The sequence below is a fragment of the Gordonibacter sp. genome, from assembly GCF_036667095.1.
Taxonomy (GTDB): Bacteria; Actinomycetota; Coriobacteriia; order Coriobacteriales; family Eggerthellaceae; genus Gordonibacter.
Genome location: NZ_JAVWUP010000033.1, coordinates 1 through 22,148, shown reverse-complemented (window position 1 = coordinate 22,148; position 22,148 = coordinate 1). Strand labels below are relative to the sequence as shown.

Annotated in this window: 20 protein-coding genes and 2 pseudogenes; all 22 read left to right on the top strand. The window is 61.2% G+C overall.

The genetic code is table 11. The features are described from left to right. A pseudogene (locus RR842_RS05375) lies at positions 1 to 609 on the top strand (hypothetical protein); the annotation flags it as partial. Beyond that, complete coding sequence (locus RR842_RS05370) at positions 596 to 1,882, top strand: hypothetical protein (protein WP_332574230.1); 1,287 nt, start codon at positions 596 to 598, stop codon at positions 1,880 to 1,882. The pseudogene RR842_RS05375 and the gene RR842_RS05370, both read left to right, overlap by 14 nt. After that, complete coding sequence (rffA, locus tag RR842_RS05365; RefSeq protein WP_332729176.1) at positions 1,879 to 3,033, top strand: dTDP-4-amino-4,6-dideoxygalactose transaminase; 1,155 nt, start codon at positions 1,879 to 1,881, stop codon at positions 3,031 to 3,033. Before RR842_RS05370 ends, rffA begins: the two co-directional genes overlap by 4 nt. 143 nt (positions 3,034 to 3,176) lie before the next feature. Then, positions 3,177 to 3,518: a DMT family transporter gene (locus RR842_RS05360; protein WP_332565144.1), complete on the top strand. Its 342-nt coding sequence runs from the start codon at positions 3,177 to 3,179 to the stop codon at positions 3,516 to 3,518. After that, positions 3,505 to 3,861, top strand: a complete 357-nt coding sequence (locus RR842_RS05355; RefSeq protein ID WP_332711273.1) for an EamA family transporter — start codon at positions 3,505 to 3,507, stop codon at positions 3,859 to 3,861. Before RR842_RS05360 ends, RR842_RS05355 begins: the two co-directional genes overlap by 14 nt. 296 nt (positions 3,862 to 4,157) lie before the next feature. Further along, complete coding sequence (gatC, locus tag RR842_RS05350) at positions 4,158 to 4,469, top strand: Asp-tRNA(Asn)/Glu-tRNA(Gln) amidotransferase subunit GatC (protein WP_332511970.1); 312 nt, start codon at positions 4,158 to 4,160, stop codon at positions 4,467 to 4,469. After that, the gene (gatA, locus tag RR842_RS05345) at positions 4,469 to 5,965 is read left to right on the top strand and encodes an Asp-tRNA(Asn)/Glu-tRNA(Gln) amidotransferase subunit GatA (protein WP_332721831.1); all 1,497 of its coding nucleotides are present in this window, start codon (positions 4,469 to 4,471) and stop codon (positions 5,963 to 5,965) included. Before gatC ends, gatA begins: the two co-directional genes overlap by 1 nt. 2 nt (positions 5,966 to 5,967) lie before the next feature. Next, positions 5,968 to 7,542, top strand: a complete 1,575-nt coding sequence (gatB, locus tag RR842_RS05340) for an Asp-tRNA(Asn)/Glu-tRNA(Gln) amidotransferase subunit GatB (RefSeq protein WP_332711275.1) — start codon at positions 5,968 to 5,970, stop codon at positions 7,540 to 7,542. 60 nt (positions 7,543 to 7,602) lie between these two features. Then, positions 7,603 to 9,096: an alanine/glycine:cation symporter family protein gene (locus tag RR842_RS05335; protein ID WP_332565147.1), complete on the top strand. Its 1,494-nt coding sequence runs from the start codon at positions 7,603 to 7,605 to the stop codon at positions 9,094 to 9,096. A gap of 199 nt (positions 9,097 to 9,295) precedes the next feature. Beyond that, complete coding sequence (locus tag RR842_RS05330; RefSeq protein ID WP_332521979.1) at positions 9,296 to 9,589, top strand: holotricin-3; 294 nt, start codon at positions 9,296 to 9,298, stop codon at positions 9,587 to 9,589. Between the two features lie 156 nt (positions 9,590 to 9,745). Further along, on the top strand, positions 9,746 to 10,666 hold the full coding sequence (locus tag RR842_RS05325; protein ID WP_332729174.1) for a DUF2797 domain-containing protein: 921 nt from the start codon (positions 9,746 to 9,748) through the stop codon (positions 10,664 to 10,666). Positions 10,667 to 11,023: 357 nt separating this feature from the next. Beyond that, positions 11,024 to 12,823, top strand: a complete 1,800-nt coding sequence (gene hisZ / locus RR842_RS05320; RefSeq protein ID WP_332729172.1) for an ATP phosphoribosyltransferase regulatory subunit — start codon at positions 11,024 to 11,026, stop codon at positions 12,821 to 12,823. 3 nt (positions 12,824 to 12,826) lie between these two features. Then, positions 12,827 to 14,209, top strand: coding sequence for a histidinol dehydrogenase (hisD, locus tag RR842_RS05315; RefSeq protein ID WP_332729171.1), 1,383 nt, complete (start codon positions 12,827 to 12,829; stop codon positions 14,207 to 14,209). Beyond that, positions 14,202 to 15,293, top strand: coding sequence for a histidinol-phosphate transaminase (gene hisC / locus RR842_RS05310; protein ID WP_332729170.1), 1,092 nt, complete (start codon positions 14,202 to 14,204; stop codon positions 15,291 to 15,293). The genes hisD and hisC overlap by 8 nt, the downstream gene beginning before the upstream one ends. 33 nt (positions 15,294 to 15,326) lie before the next feature. Then, on the top strand, positions 15,327 to 15,920 hold the full coding sequence (gene hisB, locus RR842_RS05305; protein ID WP_332511960.1) for an imidazoleglycerol-phosphate dehydratase HisB: 594 nt from the start codon (positions 15,327 to 15,329) through the stop codon (positions 15,918 to 15,920). Then, positions 15,920 to 16,609, top strand: a complete 690-nt coding sequence (hisH, locus tag RR842_RS05300) for an imidazole glycerol phosphate synthase subunit HisH (RefSeq protein ID WP_332729169.1) — start codon at positions 15,920 to 15,922, stop codon at positions 16,607 to 16,609. Before hisB ends, hisH begins: the two co-directional genes overlap by 1 nt. Before the next feature lie 4 nt (positions 16,610 to 16,613). After that, the gene (gene hisA, locus RR842_RS05295) at positions 16,614 to 17,402 is read left to right on the top strand and encodes a 1-(5-phosphoribosyl)-5-[(5-phosphoribosylamino)methylideneamino]imidazole-4-carboxamide isomerase (RefSeq protein WP_332511957.1); all 789 of its coding nucleotides are present in this window, start codon (positions 16,614 to 16,616) and stop codon (positions 17,400 to 17,402) included. 86 nt (positions 17,403 to 17,488) lie between these two features. Next, a complete protein-coding gene (gene hisF / locus RR842_RS05290) occupies positions 17,489 to 18,253 on the top strand; it encodes an imidazole glycerol phosphate synthase subunit HisF (RefSeq protein ID WP_332553425.1) in 765 nt (254 codons plus the stop codon). Between the two features lie 107 nt (positions 18,254 to 18,360). Further along, positions 18,361 to 18,684, top strand: a complete 324-nt coding sequence (gene hisI, locus RR842_RS05285; RefSeq protein ID WP_332511953.1) for a phosphoribosyl-AMP cyclohydrolase — start codon at positions 18,361 to 18,363, stop codon at positions 18,682 to 18,684. A gap of 108 nt (positions 18,685 to 18,792) precedes the next feature. Continuing rightward, positions 18,793 to 20,991 carry an EAL domain-containing protein gene (locus RR842_RS05280; RefSeq protein ID WP_332729168.1) on the top strand — a complete coding sequence of 733 codons (2,199 nt, stop codon included), beginning with the start codon at positions 18,793 to 18,795 and terminating at the stop codon, positions 20,989 to 20,991. A gap of 217 nt (positions 20,992 to 21,208) precedes the next feature. Beyond that, complete coding sequence (gene fsa / locus RR842_RS05275; protein ID WP_332511949.1) at positions 21,209 to 21,871, top strand: fructose-6-phosphate aldolase; 663 nt, start codon at positions 21,209 to 21,211, stop codon at positions 21,869 to 21,871. Then, positions 21,868 to 22,148, top strand: a pseudogene (locus RR842_RS05270) (hypothetical protein); the annotation flags it as partial. The gene fsa and the pseudogene RR842_RS05270, both read left to right, overlap by 4 nt.

The following is a 22,148-nucleotide window of genomic DNA, read 5'->3' as shown; positions in this document are numbered from 1 at the left end:
TTAGTTATGCGCGCTTGCGTACGTGATGAAATGCTGTATTATGCCAGCTCCTCTGTGTATATCCAGGGCCTCATTTTTCGGACCACCGATCGTATGGTGAACGTGGAGGTAGAGCACTTCGACCGACAAGAGGGCGATTCAGGGTATACGCTCAAAAGTTTGCTGCGACTCTGGTCGACCATCCTTAATTTTTCCGTCACGCCGCTGCGCATCGCCTCCGTTTTGGGAGTGCTGATGGGAGGCGTGGGCCTTATAGGCGCCATCAGTCTTTTCGTCGAACGTCTTTTTGACCCCAGTATGCAGCTGGGCTGGGCTTCCACTATGGTTGCGATTCTCGTATGCTCCGGGGTAATCCTGGTGTTCATGGGATTTTTAGGGGAATATGTGGGGCGCCTCTTTATGACGGTGAACAAGAATCCCCAGTTCATTGTTAGAACGCGAAGGCAATGTGCGAGTCTTGACAAGGCGGGCGAGTCCGCTGTGGGCTCATGTGCGTGCAGCGGCGAAAGTTCTTCCGGCGACCGGGTGCCCTGTCCCACAAAAGACGTCATGTTCGACAATCAACCCGTACCATTCGACGATGAAGGATGTATCGATGCCGCCAACTAACCAGGCACCCCTGGATGTGTCTGCGCACTCCTCTCTCTTCGCCCTAGAAACGCCTTGTTTCGTTTTTGATGAGGTGGAGTTGCGTGCGAACTTTACGGGATTTCAGCAGGCAATGCGAAACGCATGGGGCGGAAATGCTCGCCTTGCCTATTCAGTTAAAACCAATCCTCATCCTTGGATAGTCGAAACGGCGCTTGCCTGCGACTGCTGGGCCGAAGTTGTTTCCGATCAGGAGTACGACCTTGCCCTCGCGTGCGGTTTTAAGCCGGAAAGTATTGTGTTTAACGGTCCTATCAAAGGAAAAGACCACGTTCGACGTGCTCTTCATGAAGGAAGTATCGTCAACCTCGACTCAGCTCGCGAGCTGCGATGGCTTGCCGAGTTTGCCGCGGAGGCGGCGCAGAATACCTCCTGTGCAGCCACGTTAGCGGTGGGTTTGCGGGTGAATATCGATCTTGAACATTTCTGCCCAGGGCAGACCACCAGCGGCGCAAACGGCGGCCGGTTCGGCTATTGTCGGGAAAACGGCGAACTGGCCAAGGCTATCGAAGCGCTGCGAGCACTCGAGCCCCAGGTGCGCATTGCCGGTTTGCACATGCATGTAACTACGTACAGCCGTTCTCTTGAGGTATACCGCACGCTTGCCCGTCATGCCGCGAGTATTGCTGAAGAGTTCAACCTGAACCTCGATTTCGTTGACATCGGCGGCGGTTTCTTTGGAGGCGGCCCACGCAACACGGGAGCCTACGAATCGTATGCGGAGGCGATTGCCGAAGAGCTTCGCCGCGTCTTTGATCCTGCACGCACGAGTCTTATTGTCGAGCCGGGCGGTGCTGTGGTGTGCACACCCGGATCTTATGCAGGGCGTGTGGTTGATGCCAAGGACACGGGCTACGGGCGCTTCGTAACTTCTGAGCTGTCGCGGATAAATATAGATCACGAGATGAAGAAAACCTCCTACGCATACGAGCTCTTGCCCCACGACGACAAGAGCGACCGCGAGGTACTTTCTCGCCAGGTACTGTGCGGGTATACCTGCATGGAAAGTGATCGCCTTTGCCTACTGGAAAACGAGCCTTGCCTTGAAGAAGGAGACCTTGTTGTTATCGCCAACGCGGGCGCTTACTCGATGTCCTTTACTCCAGGGTTCTTCATCGAGCGTGCGCCGGCGACCTATGCGCGCGATGCTCACGGGCGCTATCGATGCGTAGATAGTTGTCGCACCCTTCTCTTTGACGCATCCAAAACTCCGAGCGACGGGAGTCGTCCATGACCAAGCAGCCGCTCATTACCTTCAATGAGCCACCACGCGTGACTTCTGCCTATGCTTATCTGCAACAGGCCATAGAAAGTGGGCAGGTATGCGGAGATGGTCCCTTCACCAAGCGCTGCAATAGTTGGATGGAGGAACGTTTTACGGCGCAGAAGGTTCTTCTTACGACAAGCGGTACGGCTGCTCTTGAAATGTCGGCGCTTATGTGTGGCATCCAGCCTGGCGACGAGGTTATTCTTCCCAGTTACACGTTTTCGTCTACCGCCACCGCCTTTGTGCTTGCTGGGGCGAAATTGGTGTTTGTCGATGTGCGTCCCGACACTATGAATATCGATGAGAAATCGATTGAGGCAGCCATTACTTCTCGGACGAAGGCGATTTGCGTGGTGCATTATGCGGGTGTTTCCTGCGAGATGGATGATATCTTGGATATCGCCCGTCGCCACGACCTTGTGGTGGTTGAAGATGCTGCTCAGGGTGTTATGAGTACGTATCGGGGTATTCCGCTGGGCACGATGGGCCGCTTTGGCTGTTTTTCCTTTCATGAAACAAAAAACTACTCCATGGGGGAGGGCGGCGCCCTGCTTCTTCGGGATGCGTCCGACAACGAATCAGCCGAGATTTTACGCGAGAAGGGTACTGATCGTTCGCGGTTTTTCCGCGGTCAGGTGGACAAGTATACCTGGGTAGATTACGGCTCCAGTTATCTACCCAGCGACCTTAACGCTGCCTACCTTTGGGCGCAGCTTGAAACAGCGGACGACATTCTTGATGATCGTATGGCAACCTGGGATGCCTACTACACTTCCTTCGAGCCGCTTGCCGCGGCAGGTGCGGTGGAGCTGCCTACTATTCCCTGTCACTGCACCCATAATGCGCATATGTTCTACCTCAAGTGTCGCGACATGGAAGAGCGTACTGCTTTCATAGCCCATATGCGTCAGGCGGGTGTGCAGTGCGTCTTTCATTACATCCCGCTCCATTCGGCCCCAGCTGGCAAAAAGTTTGGCCGCTTCGCAGGAGAGGATCGTTTTACCACCAAAGAGAGCGAGCGTCTGGTGAGGCTTCCCCTCTATTACGGACTTTCTGAGGAACATCGTCGCACGGTTATCGATGCCGTGCGCTCGTTTTTTGATTCGAGGATACGGTGAACTCGGCCAGCACCTCAAAAATAGGATCATTTATATCATTACACTTACTGTTGGTGCTGTACTCTCTCACTGACCTGTTCGGTAAGGCGGCAGCTGGCTTTTCCTTTACCGACGCGAGGTTCTTCCTTTGTTATGGTGGGGTATTGTTGGTACTGTTCGTGTATGCCATCGGCTGGCAGCAGCTTATCAAGCGGTTGCCGCTTACCACCGCTTTCGCCAACAAAGCTATCACCGTATTCTGGGGTCTCGTTTGGGGCGTGCTGTTCTTTCAGGAGGATGTAACGCCTCTGAAAGTAATGGGAGCGGGTATCGTTGTCGCTGGCGTGGTTCTATTCTCGCGCGCAGACAATGAAGAGCGTCGCGACTTCGAGCGGGCACAGGATGCAAATAATCCCCCTGCGGGACAACAAGCGGAAGAGACTTCGGCAGGCGCCCACCAACCCTCCGTTCAGGGTGGAGAGGAGTGCGGCCATGCCGTTCGCTGAGATGCTACCCTTCATAGGAATTGGGGCGTTCGGGGTATTTATCAGCTCGATTGCGCAAGTGTTCCTTAAAAAGGAGGCTTTGCGGGAGCATGGCAGTTTTTTGAAGGAATATGTAAACCCACTGGTTATCGGTGGCTACGTGCTCATGCTTATCTCGACCCTGCTCCTCGTAATAGCGTTCAAGGGCATCCCCTTATCCATGGGCCCCATACTGGAAGCTACCAGCTACGTGTACGTTACGGTATTCGGTGTGGTGCTATTCAAGGAAAAATTGGGAAAGAAGAAAGTTGCCGCTCTCGCGGTAATCATGCTGGGCATTATGGTGTATTCGTTTGGGCTGTGATGTGGTTGTTATCGAAATGCGCTGCTGCAGCCTGTCCTATTTGTCTGTGGGCGAAACTTTCGCCGATCGACGTTGAGCGACGTTAAAACTGCGGCGAAAGTGAGTGTACGGTATGTGCTGCAGCCTTTCCTTTGCTATCATGGGCAGGTTATGTTTTCACTTACCACCATTGACCTTGCGCGCTTGCGCGGCGGTTGGTTCGGCTTTCCGCTTGTTGGCGGTCCGGCCGACCCTCTCCGACTGTCCAAGCACTTGCGGTGCCGATGCGTGAAAACGGGAAGGAAAGAGACTACCCCATGACCCAGCATCTCACCGAACACGACGTGCGCGACATCGCGGAGTACACGTGCATCGGCCTCACGGACGACGAGGTCGTCCAGATGGCGGTCGACCTGAATGCCATTATCGAGAGCCTGAAGCCCATCACAGAATACGACCTTGCGAACGTGGAGCCCACGTTCCACCCCATCGGCGGCTTGTCCAACGTCATGCGCGACGATGTGGTGGAAGAAGGTTTCTCGCAGGAGGAGGCGCTCGGAAATGCGCCGGCGAGCCAGGATGGCTGCTTCCTCATCCCCTCTATTTTGGGAGAGGGGGGCGATCGCTGATGACGACCCCTGTTTTCGCTGCTATGGGTGCGCGCGCAGTGCGCGACGGCTTGGCATCAAAGGAATTCTCTGCTCGCGAGATCGCCACGGCGTCGCTTGAGCGCGTGAGCGCCCTGAACGGCGAAGTTCACGCCTACCTCGAAACGACCGAAGCGCTTGCGCTCGTTGCTGCTGCCCGTTTGGACGCAGCGGTGGCGTCGGGCACGCTGGACGAGATCGGCCCGCTTGCGGGCGTCCCGGTGGCGTTCAAGGACAACATGAATCTGCTGGGCACCCATACCACGTGCTCGTCGAAAATGCTGGAGAACTACGTGTCGCCCTACACGGCCACCTGCGTCGAGCGCACCATCGCGGCGGGCGGCATTGTGCTGGGTAAGTTGAACATGGACGAGTTCGCGTTCGGCAGTTCCACCGAGACCAGCGCGTTCGGTCCGACCAAAAACCCGTGGGACCTCTCCCGCGTGCCTGGCGGTTCGTCGGGTGGCAGTGCGGCGGCGGTAGCTGCGGGTATGGCCACGATCACGCTCGGCTCCGACACGGGCGGCTCCATCCGCCAACCCGGCAGCTTCTGCGGCACGGTGGCGGTGAAGCCTACCTATGGCGTGGTCAGCCGCTATGGCGTGGTGGCGTTCGGCAGTTCGCTCGATCAGGTGGGCCCGTTCACGCGTTCGGTGGAGGACGCGGCGTTTATCATGAACGCCATCGCCGGCCACGACGCGCGTGACTGCACGAGCCAGGTAAACGAAGTTGACTTCACGGCGAACCTGGGCGAGGGCGTGCGCGGCATGCGCATCGGCGTGGTGCCCACGTTCATGGAGGCTCCCGGCCTCACGGCCGAGGTGAAGGCCAAGGTGGAGGAATCTATCGAGCATCTGCGCCAGATGGGCGCCGAGATCGTGGAAGTGGAGCTTCCCAACGCGCAGGCCGCTATGAGCGCCTACTACGTGTTGGGTCCGTGCGAGGCGTTCTCGAACATGGCCCGTTTCGACTCGGTGCGCTACGGCTACCGTGCCGAGGGCTGCAAGGACCTGAACAGCCAGTACGCCGCCAGCCGCGAGGCGGGCTTCGGGCCTGAGACGCGCCGTCGCATTATGCTGGGAAGCTACCTTTTGTCTGCGGGTGTCTACGATGCCTATTACTACCCGGCGCAGCAGGTGCGCACGCTTATCACCGAGGACTACGTCCGCGCTTACGAGCAGGTCGACTGCATTATCGCACCCGTGTCCCCGCGCACGGCGTTCAAGTTCGGCGAGGTGTCGGACCCGACCGAGATGTACCTGTCCGACATGTTCACCGTGTCCATCAACATTGCCGGCAACGGGGGCCTCAGCATGCCGGTAGGCCTCGGGGCCGATACGGGCCTGCCGGTAGGCGTGCAGCTCATCTCTCCGGCGTTCAAGGACGAGAACATGCTGCGTGTGGCTGCTGCGTTGGAAACCGTGTATGGTCCGGCTCCCGTCGCACCCGATTTCGCTGCTGGAAAGGCCGGTGAGTAGCCATGCGGAAGCTCGAAGAGGTCCTGCAAGATTGGGAGGCCGTTATCGGCCTTGAAGTGCACGCCGAGCTGACCACGCTTAAGTCGAAGATGTTCTGCGGCTGCAAGCTGGAATTCGGCGTGGAGCCGAACACCCATACGTGCCCTGTGTGCCTGGGCATGCCAGGCGCGCTTCCGGTGCCGAATAAGGCTGCCATCGAGTCCATCGTGCTGGCTGGTCTGGCCACCAACTGCGACATCGAGAAGCACTCGATGTTCTACCGCAAGAACTACACCTACCCCGACATGACGAAGAACTTCCAGACCACCCAAGGCCCCGTGGCGTTCTGTATGCGCGGGCACCTGGGCTTGGCCGTAGACGGCACTGCCGCCAAAGAGCGCATCACGGCCACCGCGCTGGAGGCAGATGCCGTCGACGGCAACGCCACGCGTACGGATACGGGCTATGTGGCACAGGTGGGCATCACGCGCATCCATATGGAAGAAGATGCCGGCAAGATGAACCATGTGGGCGGTGCGCAAGGCCGCATCGCGGGTGCCACGCATTCGCTGGTGGACTACAACCGCTGCGGCACCCCGCTCATCGAGCTGGTAACCGAGCCTGACCTGCGCACGCCCGAGGAGGCGCGCCTGTTCATGCAGAAGCTGCGCCAGATATACCTGGCGTTGAATATCTCCAACTGCTCGATGGAGGAAGGCAGTTTGCGTTGCGACGGCAATGTGTCCTTGCGCCGCCGCGGTGCCAAGCAGCTCGGCGTGAAGACCGAGCTGAAGAATATGAACAGCTTCAAGAACCTGCACGACGGCCTGGCTTTCGAGATATGTCGCCAAGCCGAGGTTCTGGAAGAGGGCGGCCAGATCTACCAGGAGACGCGACACTGGGACCCCACGTCTAAACGCACCATCGTCATGCGCGTCAAGGAGACGGCGGACGACTACCGCCTGTTCCCTGATCCTGACCTGGCGCCCTGTAACCTCTCTGACGGATTCATCGAAAGCGTGCGAGCCAAGCTGCCCGAGCTTCCCGACCAAAAGGCGGCGCGTTTCGAGCGAGAGTTCGCCCTTTCCGCCTACGATGCTCGCCACCTGGTGGAACATCGCGAGACGGCCCGTTTCTTCGAGGCGTGTATGACGCTCGCGGGCGGCGATGCGGCTGCGCTGGCGAAGCCGATGGCGAACCTCGTTATCAACGACATCACTGCCTACTTGAATGCGCGGGAGGGCACGGCTCTTGACGAAACGCCACTTACGCCCGAGCGCGCTCTTGCGCTAGTGAAGTTGACTGCCGAAGACGCCATCTCCTCCAAACAGGCCAAAGAGGTGTTCGCGGCCGTGCTCGACGAGGATAAGGACCCATCCGCCATCGTGGCCGAGCGCGGCATGGAGCAGGTATCCGACACCAGCGCCATCGAGTCGGTGGTCGATGCCGTGCTGGCGGCAAACCCCGACAAGGTGGAGCAGTACCGCGGCGGCAAGACCGGCCTCGTCGGCTTTTTCGTGGGTCAGTGCATGAAGGAGATGCGCGGTCAGGGAAATCCGAAAGTTATCAACGAACTGGTGGCGAAAAAGCTGGGGTAGCCGGCAGATTCGAATTGAGCAACGGGGGCGCTTCGGCGTCCCCTACAAAAGGGAACGCCTATGAATCTGAACGACATGCTGGTGCAGGTCACCGGTGACATCAGTACGGTCATGTACACGTACGTGCTCGTGTTTCTGCTGGTGGGCACCGACATCTACTTCACCATCCGCACGAAGGGCGTGCAGTTCCGCTACATAAAGGACATGTTCTCGGTGCTGACCGAGAAGAAGCACGTGGGCGGCGGCAAGAGCGTGTCAGCGTTCCAGGCGCTCATGGTGTCCACGGCCAGCCGCGTGGGTACCGGCAATATCGCCGGCATCGCCACGGCGGTGGCGCTGGGCGGTCCGGGTGCGGTGTTCTGGATGTGGCTCATGGCGCTTATCGGCGGCGCTTCCGCCTTCATCGAGTCCACGCTCGCGCAGATGTACAAGGTGCGCGGCAAGGAAGGCGAGTTCCGCGGCGGCCCTGCCTACTACATCCAGCAGGCCATCGGTAAGCGCTGGCTCGGTATCGTGTTCGCCATTGCGCTTATCGTGTGTTTCGCCTACGGCTTCAACGCGCTGCAGGCCTACAACATGAGCTCGGCGCTGGAATACTACATCCCCGGCTACACCGAGTCGCTGGCGCCGCTGGCGTTGGCTATCGTGCTGGTGGTGTTCTCGGCGTTCGTCATCTTCGGCGGCGCGCAGCGCATCAGCTTCATGACCAGCGTCATCGTGCCCATCATGGCTATCGTCTACATTGGGCTGGCCCTGTTCATCACCTTCACGAACCTAGGGGCGCTGCCGGCGGTGTTCGAGCTGATATTCTCCTCGGCCTTCGACTTCCAGGCCATTACCGGCGGATTCGCGGGTTCGGTCGTGGTGCTGGGCATCAAGCGCGGCCTGTTCTCCAACGAGGCCGGCATGGGCTCGGCCCCGAACGCGGCTGCTGCGGCCAGTGTGTCGCACCCCTGCAAGCAAGGCCTCGCACAGACGCTCTCGGTGTTCCTGGACACGCTGGTCATCTGCACGTGCTCGGCCATGATCGTGCTCGTGTTCTTCGTCAACGGCGACCCGACGGGCTTGAATGGCATGCCGCTTGTGCAGCAGGCGGTGAAGTCGTCGGTCGGCGAGGTGGGCATCCATTTCATCACGTTCGCCATCTTTGCGTTCGCGTTCTCAAGCCTCATCGGCAATTACTTCTATGCTGAGAGCAACATCAAGTTCATATGTGAAAGTCCGGTGCTGCTGAACGTGTTCCGCGTGACCTGCCTGGTGGCCATCTTCTTGGGCGCGCAGAGCAACTTCGACCTGGCATGGAACTTCGCCGATATCGTCATGGGCATCATGGCATTCATCAACATCGTGTCCATCCTGTTTTTGGGCAAGTGGGCGCTGCGTGCGCTCGACGATTACACGCGGCAGAAGAAGGCCGGCAAAAATCCGGTGTTCGTGGCGGACACCATCGAAGGGCTGCCGCCTACCGAGTGCTGGCATGAGACGGCCGAGGAGCTGGTGGCCGACGACGCGTTGCTGGCTGCGGAGGCTGCTGCCGGAAGGGCGAAAGCGTAGTCGGGAAAACAGGACGCTGTTTTGCCGCAAGCGACGGTATCGCCGCAGCGTGCAACGGGCGGCGGGTGGCCGATAGGCCGAGCCTGCGCTGTAAACGATACGGTATCGTCGCAGCTTGCAGCTTGCAGCATGCAGCATGCGAAGGCAAGAGATCGTGATAGGATGGACGGCATTGGTTTCGGAGAAGGAAGGGGTCATCATGGCCGATGAGGGTAGGCGTCCGGGGGACTGGCAGCGCAAGGATCTGCGTCAGCGCGCCGATGACGAGGTTGACGAATACAATGCAAGTAACTCGAACGGCAAGAAGTGGCACCAGCAGACGTTTTGGATCATCTTCTTTTTGGTGGTGTTCTGGCCGGTCGGCATCGTGCTGTGCTGGCGTAGCGACTGGCATGTTGCGTTCAAAATCGTTGCAAGCGTGCTGGTGGCCGTGGCGGTGTGCGCGTCCTACAACATGTACCTGACTGTGCAGCAGCTTCAGTTGGCGGGCTGATCGAGGCGGGTCGTTTGTCGCGCCATGCCCGGTGGGGCAGTGTTTTGTGCGGTTTTTTGGCAAGAGGCAAGCGTGGCGGGTTCTAATGCCTCCTTTGCGATATCATTTGATGCGAACCATGAGTGAAGCACCGATTGATATCAAGGAGCATGCCCTATGCCTCGACACTGCGACGATCATGCCATCGTTTTGGCCGGCTACGGCTTTGACGAGAAAGGCCCCTATCTGTCCCTGAACGAGGTGGAAGACGACGAGCAGCGTCGCTATCATGTGCAGGGTAAGCTATTCTCGCTGCGCTGCCATCCGCAACGCCTGTGCGTTGGCCGCTTCGATCTGGAGACCGGTGCGAAAACGCCGTGTCCGCTGCGGGTTGAGCTGCTGTCCGATGCGAAGGACGACTTGTGTCCAGCCTGTCAGGAGGCCACCGGCTTCAACCCCTCGTTTTATTACGCCGACTTCGTCTCGCCCCAGCAACGTGCCTACAATCTTACGCCGCACGTCGTCTACCTGGCTTACTTCGCACCGGGCTACGTGAAGGCGGGCATCACGTCGGCCGCCCGTGGCGTTCGGCGCCTGCTTGAGCAGGGTGCGCGGGCGGGCCGTATCGTCGGGCACTTCGACGATGCCTACCAGGCGCGTGAGCTGGAGGCGGCGCTGTGTGCGCAGGAGGGTATCGCCGAGACCATGCGCGCGTCGAAGAAGCTGGACTTGTTGGCCAACGTGCGCTACGACGCCAAAGAGGCTGTGGCGGCGCTCGATGACGAGGCCGTACGGCTTGCGCGGGTGGAGGTTGTGGGCGCCGCCGGGTTCGACGGCCGCGATCTGCCTCAGGACCTCTCGCGCTTCTACTTTGGCGGGCCGTCTCCCGCCTGTGCCGACTTGCAAATACCGGACGGCCCTGCGGACGTGTGCGCCGGGCGCTGTGTCGGCATGGTGGGCGGCGTGTTGGTGCTCGAGCAGCAGGGTACCAACTACCTGGTGTCCTTGAAAGGCTGGGAATCTCACCGGATCGACCTGCTAGAAGACGAGTTGGCCTGCACCTACGACTTCGCTCCCCAGCAAATGTCTTTGTTGTAGACGGCGTGATGCTTTCGCAGGCAAGGTGCTGCGGTCGCGGGCTATGCTGTGTTGTTGCAGGCGGCGTGTCGGCCGTGCTGTCCGTACCGTGCTGCCGCAGGCAGCACGGTGGCCTATTCCGCGAAAGCGTGGTTTCTATCTGCCGGCGAGATGCTCTTGCGAACGAGAAGCGGCGACCCGAGCGCGCGAAATGATGCTATCGTGAAATAATGCAAATCATCTATGTTCCGGTTGCTTTAGCGCTCTACTGTGATAAAGTATCGAAAGCATTCGAGGTGATTGGTTGCTATACCGGAATTGACGGGTGCGCGAAATGCCCGAGATGACAGATAGGGCGAGGGGCAGAAGGAAGATGACATGGATTTTGTGACACCGGCAGGGTTCAGGGACGTGCTCGGCGACGAAGCACAGACGCGCGAGCGTATCTCGCACGAGGTGCAGGCGCGCTTTGCGGAGTGCGGCTACGTTCCCGTCGAAACGCCCACGCTGGAGGTCATGGATGTCCTGCGCGCGTCGGGCAGGATGGCGGGGTCCCCGTTCAAGCTGTTCGACTCGCAGGGCGATCTTTTGGCCATGCGTCCCGACGTGACGCTGCAGGTGGCGCGCATGGTGGCCACGCGCCTGTCCGACCAGCCGGGGCCGCTGCGCTTCCGCTACCTGCAGCGCGTGTTCCGCGAGGCCGAGGGCCCGATGCAGGCTGCGGCGCGCGAGCTGACGCAGATCGGCATCGAGTGCATCGGCGAGGCCGGCGCGTCTGCCGATGCCGAGGTGGTGGGGTTGCTGGCCGATGCGCTCAAGCTGGCCGGCGTGCGCGATTTCAAGCTGGCTGTGGCCACGGTGGGCGTGCTGCGCGCGCTGCTGGAGAAGAGCGGCGCGCCGCTTGTGTGGAAGGCCCGGATGCTCAATGCGTTCCATGCCTCGAATTTCGTCGAGATTGATCAGCTGACGGGGCGCGCGGCCGAGGCAGGCGTGCCGCCGCTGTTCGCAGATGCCATAAGCGCGCTGCCTCGCATCCGCGGCAGGCGCGAGGCTATCGAGCGTGTGCGTGCCCTGGTGGCGCCGCTCGGCTGCGAGGACGGCCTGGATGATTTCGCCGCGACGTTCGATGCGCTGGTCGAAGCGGGGCTTGCCGACCGGCTGCTGGTGGACTTCTCCGTGATGAGCTCGTTTGACTATTATACGGGCATCGTCTTCGAGGCCTACGCTCCCGGTTTGGGCACGCCGCTCGGCGGCGGTGGCCGCTACGACAACATGATCGGCGCCTACGGTCAGAGCCGTCCGGCCGCTGGCTTCGCGTTCTTCCTAGAGCAGGCCATGGCTGCCGCAACGGTTCCGTCGACCGGCCGGATGGGGGAACAGCTCGATGCCACGGTCTTCTGCGGACATCCCTCTACTCCTGCTGGCGAAGAAGCGCGTGTCGAGGGCTGCGCCGCTTCCACTGCGGATCGGAGCGTGGATGGCGCCGGCACCCTTGCCGATTCCGGCGAGCCGGCACCTCTGCGCATCGCGGTGCCCAAGGGCTCCCTTAACGTCGACACGATCGCCGCACTGGCAGGCGCGGGCTTGGATGTGACGGGGCTGGCTGATTCCGGCCGTACGCTCATCATCCGCAATCCTGGCGTCGAATACATTATCGTGCGACCCACCGATGCGCCGTCGTTTGTGGCGTCGGGCGCTGCGGACTGCGGCATCTGCGGCAAGGACTCGCTGCTTGAGGCCGATCCCGACGTAGTGGAACTTGCCGACCTGGGATTTGGCGCCTGCCGCTTCGTTGTGGCCGAGCCTACGGGCGCGGCGGAGGCCACGCGCGACCACTACCGCCGCCTCGGCTCCCTTCGCGTAGCCACGAAGTACCCTCGCATTACCCGCGCCCATTACGCGAAGACCGGCGTGCAGGTGGAGATCGTGAAGCTGCACGGCAACATCGAACTGGCACCGCTCACGGGCATGGCCGAGCGTATCGTGGACATCACCGCCACTGGCACGACCTTGCGTGAGAACGACCTTGTCGTCGTAGAGGACGTCCTTTCGTCCACTGCGCGATTCTTCTCGAACACCTGCGCGTTTCGTACCGACCCGCGTATCGTACAATTGGCCCAAGCATTGCAGGAGGGCGCCGGGCACACCGCGCGCGAAGCCTGCGAGGAGAAGGAGTAGCCCATGCGCCGCATTGTCCTGAAACCCGGCGAGAAATTCTCGAATGCCCATCTCAAGCGCACCGGTGCGTTCGATGCCGCCGCGCTTGTCTCCGCAACCGATATCATCGAGCAGGTGCGCGAGCGCGGCGACGCGGCTTTGCATGACTACACGGAGAAGTTCGACGGTGTGAGCATCGAAGACTTCCGCGTGTCCTATGCCGCGATTGCAGACGGGGCAGCAAGGGTAGACGAGAACACGGCGAAGGCCCTGCGGCAAGCCGCCGACCAGATCCGCGACTTCCATGAGCGCCAGCGCCAGCAGAGCTGGTTTACCGTGCGCGAGGATGGCGCGCTCGTGGGCTCCAAGGTGGAACCGCTTGAATCCGTGGGCATCTATGTGCCCGGCGGACGCGCGCTCTATCCGTCGTCGGTGCTGATGAATGCTTTGCCTGCGGCCGTTGCAGGCGTGTCGCGCATCGTATGCGTGACGCCGCCGACCAAGGATGGCACGCTCGACCCGGCTATTTTGGAGGCGTGTCGCATCGCGGGCGTCACCGAGATCTACTCCGTAGGTGGGGCGCAGGCGGTGGCCGCACTGGCTTACGGTACCGAGTCTATCGAGCCGGTGGCGAAGATCACGGGGCCGGGCAACGCCTACGTGGCTGCCGCGAAGAAAGTCGTGTCGGGCGATGTCGGAATAGACATGATCGCTGGTCCCTCCGAGGTGTGCGTCGTGGCCGATGCCGCCGCCGACCCGGCGCTGGTGGCTATCGACCTCATGGCCCAGGCCGAGCATGACCCGCTGGCTGCCTGCTACCTGGTTACCTTCGACGAGGCTTATGCCGACGAGGTAGAACGCATGGTCGAGCGTCATATGCGCACGTCCACACGCGCCGAGATCACGGCGGCATCGCTTGCCGACCAGGGCCTCATCGTGGTATGCAACGACCTCGACCAAGCGCTCGACGCGGTGAACGTCATTGCGCCCGAGCACCTGGAGCTGCACCTCGACCACGCTTTCGATCTGCTGGGCTCCATCCGCAACGCAGGTGCCATCTTCTTAGGGCCTTGGACGCCGGAGGCCGTAGGCGATTACGCCGCCGGTCCGAACCACACGCTGCCCACGGGTGGCACGGCCCGCTACGCCTCGCCCTTGTCCGTGGACGAGTTCGTGAAGAAGTCCAGCGTCATCCAGTATTCTTCGGCCGCACTTGCCAACGATGCCGATACGGTTATGACCATCGCGCGCCATGAGGGGCTGTGGGCGCATGCGATGAGTGTGGAGATGCGTAAGAACCTTCTGGACTGGGGCAACGTGTACGGTATCGAAGGCGGGGACGGCGTCGGTCGTGCTGGCGAAGGTGTTGCAGGTCGTGCGGCGGGCAGCGGGGACGCCGATGCGTAGCGTATGCGAGGCTGCGCCGCAGCTTGCCGGCATGCAGCCCTACGATCCGAAGTACCTGCCAGCCGAGGCCTTCCTCTCGGCCAACGAAAACCCCCACGACGTGGAGACCGAGATTCGCCGCGAGATCATGAATACTATGAGGCGCGTGCCGCTGAACCGCTATCCCGACCCGCTGGCAAACGACCTGCGCGACATGATAGCCGAGGCCAACGGGCTCGATCGCGACCAGGTGCTGGTGGGCAACGGCGGCGATGAGCTGCTGTTCGACCTGGCGCTTGCCTGGGGTGGGCCGGGCCGCACGTTTTTGAACCTGCCGCCCACGTTCTCGGTGTACGAGAGCAATGCGCGCCTGACGAACACGGCTGTCGTAGACGTCCCGCGCACGTCCGATTACCGCATCGACGAAGAAGCCGTGCTTGAGCGTGTCGGACAAGGCGGTATCGACTACCTTATCGTCACCAGCCCCAACAACCCTACCGGCGAACTTGCCGACGAGCTGTTCGTCGTGAATCTGCTCGAAGCGACCGATGCGCTGGTTATGGTGGACGAGGCGTACTTCGAGTTCTCGCGCTCCACCATGCGCCCCTATTTGCAGCAGCATAAGAACCTGGTCATCCTGCGCACGTTCTCCAAGGCGTTCAGCTTGGCCGGCGTGCGTATGGGCTATATCTTGGGTGATGCGGAGGTCATCCGCGAATTCGTGAAGGTGCGCCAGCCCTACTCGGTGGACGCGATCTCTCAGGCGGTCGCCCAGGTCGTGTATTCCCATCGTGCCAGCTTCGAACCGGGTATTCGCGCCATCATCGAGGAGCGTGCGCGTGTCGTCGACGGCCTGAAGCGCATTCCAGGAGTGCGCTCGTATCCGTCCGACGCGAACTATGTGTTGCTTCACGTGGAAAATGCGGCCATCATCTGGGAGATGCTCTACGGCCGCGGCATCCTCGTGCGCGACTTTTCGCGTGCCCCGTATCTGGACAACTGCCTGCGCGTGAGCATCGGCACCCCCGAGGAGAACGACGCGTTTTTGCGCGCCCTGCGCGACGCGGTGATGGGCAAGTGCGATCTGCCCAGTTCGCTGACTTAACAGGTCGTCTGACCTACGAGAAAGGTTTTATCGATGGATCATCGAACCGCCGAGGTACAGCGTACGACGAAGGAAACGGACATTGTCCTAGCCCTCGACCTGGACGGCACAGGCACGACGAGCGTCGATGCGGGCGTGCCGTTCTTCGACCATATGCTGGACGCGTTCGGCCGCCATGGCCTGTTCGACCTAGAGGTGAAAGCAGTCGGCGACGTCGACGTCGATGCCCACCATACGGTCGAGGACGTTGGCATCGTGCTAGGCCAGGCCATCGCCCGTGCACTGGGCGACAAGCGCGGCATTGTGCGCTACGGCTCCCAGTTCGTGGTCATGGACGAGGCCTTGGTGCTGGCTGCCTGCGATATCTCCGGTCGCGGTCAGCTGCACTACGATGTGGTGCTGCCTATCGAGATGGTGGGCACGTTCGACACGACGCTGGCCAAGGAGTTCCTCATCGCGCTGGCCGCCAACGCCGGCATCACGCTGCATGTTGTGGGCTACAAAGGGGAAAACTCCCACCATATCCTGGAAGCGGTGTTCAAGGCCGTGGGCCGCGTGCTCTGTGAGGCGTGCGCCCTGAACCCCCGTATCGAAGGCGTGCTGCCCTCCACGAAGGGAAGCCTGTAATGCGCATCGCCGTTGTCGACTACCACAAGGGGAACCTGAAAAGCGTCGAGCGCGGCCTGGTCGCCGCTGGCGCGGAAGCGTTCGTTACCGACAACGCCGCAGATCTTGCGCACGCCGATGCCCTCGTGCTGCCCGGTGTCGGTGCCTTTGCCGACGCTTCCGCCTCGATGCAGACACTCGGTCAGATGGGGGTCATCCGCGACCGCGTGGCCGCGGGCATCCCGTTCTTGGGAATTTGCTTGGGGATGCACCTTCTGTTCGAGGAGGGTGTAGAGGGCTCGCCGCAAGAGGACGACGAGCAATCCACCCATAACGCTCCCGGCTTGGCTATCCTACCCGGTGTCGTCACCGCCCTGCCGCGTACCGACGCCCAAGGCAAAAGTTATAAAATTCCCCACGTAGGATGGAACTCGATCGACGTTGCCGCTCCGACGAGCCAAGGTACCGAACAGGCCGGTTTCGACAACCCGCTGCTCGAAGGCATCCAGCCCGGCGAGTTCTTCTACTTCACGCATGGGTACGTGGCGCCCGATACACCGTGCACGGTTGCCACGACGGCGCACAGCATCGCGTTCCCCAGCGTGGTGGCGTACAAGAACGCATTCGGCGCGCAGTTTCATCCCGAGAAAAGCTCGGATGCGGGTGCGGTGCTGCTGCACAACTTCGTGAATATCGTAAGAGAGGGATAGAGTCATGTATCTGCTTCCTGCCATCGACATCCTGGGCGGCAAGGCCGTCCGGCTGGCCAAGGGCGACTATGCCCAGGTCACGGTTTACCACGACGACCCCGCCGCGCAAGCGCAAGCGTTCGAGGAGCAGGGGGCTACGTGGCTGCACGTGGTCGACCTGGACGGCGCGCGCTCGGGCATTCCCGAAAACATCGAGATCATCGAGCGCATTATGCGCAAAACGCTGCTCAAGGTGGAAGTAGGTGGAGGTGTGCGCTCGCTTGACACCGTGGCGCGCTTGGCCGATGCGGGCGTGTCGCGCATGGTGCTGGGCACGGCGCTCGTGACCGACCGCTCCTTCGCGGAGGCTGCCATCGAGGGCTTTGGCAGGCTGCTGGCGGCGGGCATCGATGCCAAGGGCGGGGAAGTGGCCATCGCCGGTTGGCGCGAGGGCTCGGGCGTTCGTGCGGAAGAGTTGGCACGCGAGGTTGCCTCATGGGGCATTCGCCACCTTATTTATACCGACATTGCGCGTGACGGCATGCAGACGGGCATCGATCCGCAGGCGTATGTGCGCATGGCGGCAGCTTTCGGCCATCCGGTCATTGCTTCGGGCGGGGTTGCTGGTTTGGAGGATATCGAAAACCTCGGTTGCGTTGCGGCCAGTATCGAGGGTGTTATCGCCGGGCGCGCGGTATACGAAGGTGCGCTTGCTGTTTGCGAGGGAGTTGCGGCCTGCGAAGCGGCTACGCGCCGCGCCGAGGCCGCGGCCGTCGCTGCCGACCCCTGCGGCTTGGGAGTTTCGCCGACTTAGGGCGTTTTCTGCAAAACCTCTGATGAGAGACACCCCCGAGTATCTCTCTGACGCTTTGTTTGGATCGGGAAGGAAAGGGTGTCGGTATGCTGACCAAGCGCGTTATTCCCTGTATGGACGTGAAGGACGGGCGCGTCGTTAAAGGCGTGAACTTCGTGAATTTGCGCGATGCGGGCGACCCCATTGAGCTGGCCCAACGCTATGATGAACAGAAGGCCGACGAGGTTATCTTTCTAGACATCACCGCCACGAGCGACAAGCGCGCCACCACCGTGGAACTTGCCAGCCATGCCAGCGAGGAGCTGCACCTGCCGTACTGTGTGGGCGGCGGTTTTCGCAGCGTGGCCGACATACGCACCATGATCGCCGCCGGTGCCGACAAAGTGTCGGTGAATTCTGCGGCGGTGGACAACCCCGAGCTCATCACGCAGGCGGCCGCCGCGTTCGGTACGCAGGCCATCGTCTGCGCCGTCGACGCGAAGCAGGCGGCCGGCAACCCCAACAAGTGGGAGGTCTACGTGCACGGCGGCCGCAAGGCTACCGGCATCGATGCCGTGGCATGGGCGCGCGAGGCCGAGCGCCGCGGTGCCGGCGAGATACTGCTTACCAGCATGGATCGCGACGGCAGCCGCGACGGCTTCGACTGTGCGCTGACCCGCGCCGTTGCCCGCGCCGTCGGCATTCCCGTCATCGCCAGCGGCGGCGTGGGCGCCCTCGAGCACTTCGCTCAAGGTATCTTGGAGGGCGAGGCCGATGCCGTCTTGGCTGCAAGCGTGTTCCACTTTGGCGAGCTGACCATCCGCCAAGTGAAGGAGCACATGCGCAGCCAGGGCATTCCCGTAAGGCTGTAGTTGCATCTACCGCTCTGCTGTGCCGGTGTACGCGGGAGGCGGCCGAGAGGCGGTGTTTTATTGGGTGAGCGCCTGTGTGTCGTGGCGTTTTGGAAAGGATGAGAGCGATGGTCGAGTGCATGCCTTCGTTGAAATACAATGCGGATGGCTTGATTCCCTGCATCGTGCAGGATGCCGATACGCACGAGGTGCTTATGATGGCGTGGATGAACGCCGAATCGCTGCGCTTGACGCTTGAGTGCCGCGAGACCGTGTTCTGGTCGCGCAGCCGCAGCGAACTGTGGCACAAGGGCGCTACGTCGGGCAATGTGCAGAGGCTGGTGGAGCTGCGCTACGATTGTGATGCCGATACACTACTCGCGCTCGTGCACCCGGCCGGGCCCGCTTGCCACACGGGGGAGCGCAGCTGCTTTTACCGGGTCGTTGATTAGGGGTTACTTGCTGAATCTTTATGCACGCACCCATTGTTATCGAAGACGGTTGCGGTCATAATAGGAAGTTGTTTTCCGGAGTCGGAATCATGATAGAGGGAGGCGCGCGTGGACCAACGGTCGTTGGATGCGCTCGAGCAGGAAAATGCTGAACTGCGACGACGGCTTGACGAGGCGTGCCGTTTCGACCCCCTTACCGGCCTTCTGTCGAAAGGCTTTTTCTACGAGGCTGTTTCCGAACTGCTGCGACAGGCTCCTTCGACGAGCTTCTCTATCGTCTGCTTCGATATCTGCCGCTTCAAGCTGGTAAACGACTTGGAGGGCATGGAGCAAGGCGACCGCCTGCTCTGTGCATTCGCCGATGCGCTTCAAGCGCAGTATCCCTCCCAAGGCGACACCTTTGTTGCGCGCTTGGGCGGCGACCTGTTCGCCGTATGCGTGCCCTCTCGTTCGAAAGACCTGGTCGAGCGTGAGCTTGCCGCCGTATGCGCGGCCTGTCCTCCCAGCTTCAACGTGTTCGCCGTGGCAGGCGTGTACCGCATCAAGGACCGGGGCTTGTCGGTCGGACTCATGTGCGATCGGGCCATGATGGCCCTGCATGCGGTGAAGGGTAGTTATTTCGGACGCATCTCCGAATACGAGCCAGGGCTTCGCGACGCGCTGGTCACCGAGCGCATGGTGCAGGACGGCATCGAGGCTGCTCTCGATGCCGATCAGATAGAGCCGTTCTTCCAGCCGAAATGCGATATCCGTACAGGCAAGATCGTAGGAGCCGAGGCGCTGGTGCGCTGGCGGCACCCCGAGCGAGGGCTGGTCTCGCCTGCCGAATTCGTCCCCATACTCGAACGGAGCGGCTTCATACGCGCGCTTGACGTGCGCGTATGGGAGAAGACCGTGGCCTGGATGGCCGATCTTGCCGCCTCCAGCATCGAGCCGGTGCCCGTGTCGGTAAACGTGTCGCGCGCCGACATCGATGGCATGGACGTATGCGCGGTGCTGGGCGAGATCGTCGCGCGCTACGGCATCGATCCTGCGCTGCTCGAGGTGGAGATCACTGAGAGCGCCTACGTCGATCAGCACAACAATATCGTCGAGGCATCCGATCGTCTGATGAATAGCGGGTTCACCGTGCTCATGGACGATTTCGGCAGCGGCTACTCGTCGCTGAACATGCTGAAGGACATCAGCGTGAACGTGCTGAAGATAGACATGCGCTTCCTTGACCGTACCGACCGACGCAGCCGGGACATCATGGAGTCGGTCGTGCATATGGCCCACTGGCTGGGCCTGCCGGTCATCGCCGAGGGCGTGGAGACGGACGACCAGGTGGAGTTCCTGCTGGATGTGGGCTGCGTGTTCGCGCAAGGCTACCTCTTCTATCGACCCATGGATGCGGACTCGTTCGTCGCGATCCTCGCGGACGGCTCGAACGTGGATCGTCGTGGCATGGGTCGGCGGCTTGCCGAGGGAAGCTCGACGGTGTTCGATTTCAAGGATCTGCTGCACGAGGATGTGCTCAGCGACCGCATGCTCAGCAACATCTTGGGCGCCGTGGTCCTGTACTCGCTGGAGGGCGATACGCTGCGTGTGGTGAGGTGCAATCCCGCTTACCGTCACCTGGTAGGTTGGGAGATGAGGGAGGATCAGGTGCAAGAGGTGCTGGACTCGATCCATCCTGAGGATCGGGCCGTCTTGCTCGATGCGGCGAAGCTCGCCCGGCAGGCCCAGGACGACGAGGGTGCCGAGGCGATTGTACGTCGTCTTACCCGTGACGGGGTGCAGTGGCTCGAGTTGCACCTGTTCCATCTCTACGCATCCGGCGAAGCCGATGTGCTCTACGCCAGCGTGGCGGATGTGACGCGGCGCATGGAGGACCTAGAGGCGCTGCGCATGAGCGAACACCGCTTCGAACTGGCCATGAAGGCGACCGGTCTCGTTGTGTTCGAACTCGACGTCGAGTCGAGGACGGCGCGCTATTCCGAATACACCCAAAAGGCTTTCGGGTTGGATGCCCCGGTCTCAAACGCCCCGGAAGGCATCATCGGGCAGGGGACGGTGGACGACGTGTCCGTCGACGATTTCCGTGCGATGTACGAGGCTATCTACCGAGGAGAGGACCGTGCCTCCAGCGTTGTTCGCGTACATATGGCCGACGGATCGCTTGCATGGAGCCGGATCACGCTTATGGCGGTCAAGGGGCATGCGGGCAAGGCATCGAAGGCGGTCGGTATGGTGGAGAACGTCACGCGCGAGAAGGAGATGGAGTTGACGCTTGGCTTGCAAGCTGGCTCAGCGCACAGGGATTGATGCCGAATCGTTCGCGAAGTTCCACCGCAATTCCATGATATGCGCGCTTGATGTGCTTGAACGATGGCGGCTCATACGTTAGTATATCTAAAGTTCCTAACATTCCTACCCATTGGAAAGCTATCTCACTTTCAATACATCCCCCATTCAGGAATACACGTGTGCGCTCGCATGCGTTTCGAGACAGATGAATCCAACACTTACAAGGAGGACCCGGGTGAAATTTTTTCTGGACACCGCCGATCTCGCCGAGATCGAGGAGGCCGCAAGCTGGGGCGTGCTCGCTGGCGTGACCACGAACCCGACGCTGTATGCACGTACAGGCGGAAAGCTGGCCGATTTTCACAGCCACATCAAGCGTATCTGCGAACTTACCGACGGCCCCGTGTCGGCTGAGAGCGTTGCCATGACGCGTGACGAGATCGTGCGCGATGGCCGTGAGCTGGCTGCGCTTGCGCCGAACGTCGTCGTGAAGGTACCCACCATCTTGGAGGGGCTTGCTGCCACCAAGCAGCTGGCCAGCGAAGGCATTCCGGTGAACATGACGCTGTGCTTCAGCGTGCCGCAGGCCATCATGGCCGCTCGTGCCGGAGCGCGCTACATCAGCCCCTTCGTCGGTCGTTTCGACGACATCTCCGAGGACGGCCTAGCCCAGCTGGGCGACGTGGTCACGGCAGTGAACAACTACGACTTCGGCCACGACGTGGAGATCATCGCCGCCTCCGTGCGCAGCGCGAACCACGTGGCACAGGCGGCCCTCATGGGCGCCGACATCGCAACCGTGCCCTTCGCCGCCTTGAAGAAATGCGTGCAGCACCCGCTGACCGACCGTGGTCTGGACGCATTCCTTGCGGACTGGGAGAAGGTGGCCCGCGCATGAGCGATGCGACCGTGACGGAATCGGCTGCTCCGGCCAAGACTCCTGTTCGCCGACGCTCCACCAGCGTGGCTACCGGCAAAACCACTGCCCGCGCAGCGAAGGCCGAGGCCCCCAAAGACGCCGAGCAGAAGAAGCCTGCGGCGCGCAAGCAGGCCGCGAGTGCTGCGAAGCCTGCGCAGCCAAGCGACACGAATGTTCCCCAGCCTGCTCAGCCAAGCAGCGCGGGCGACTCCAAACCTACGCAGGGGACGAGCTCCAAGCCTGCGCAAGGAACCGG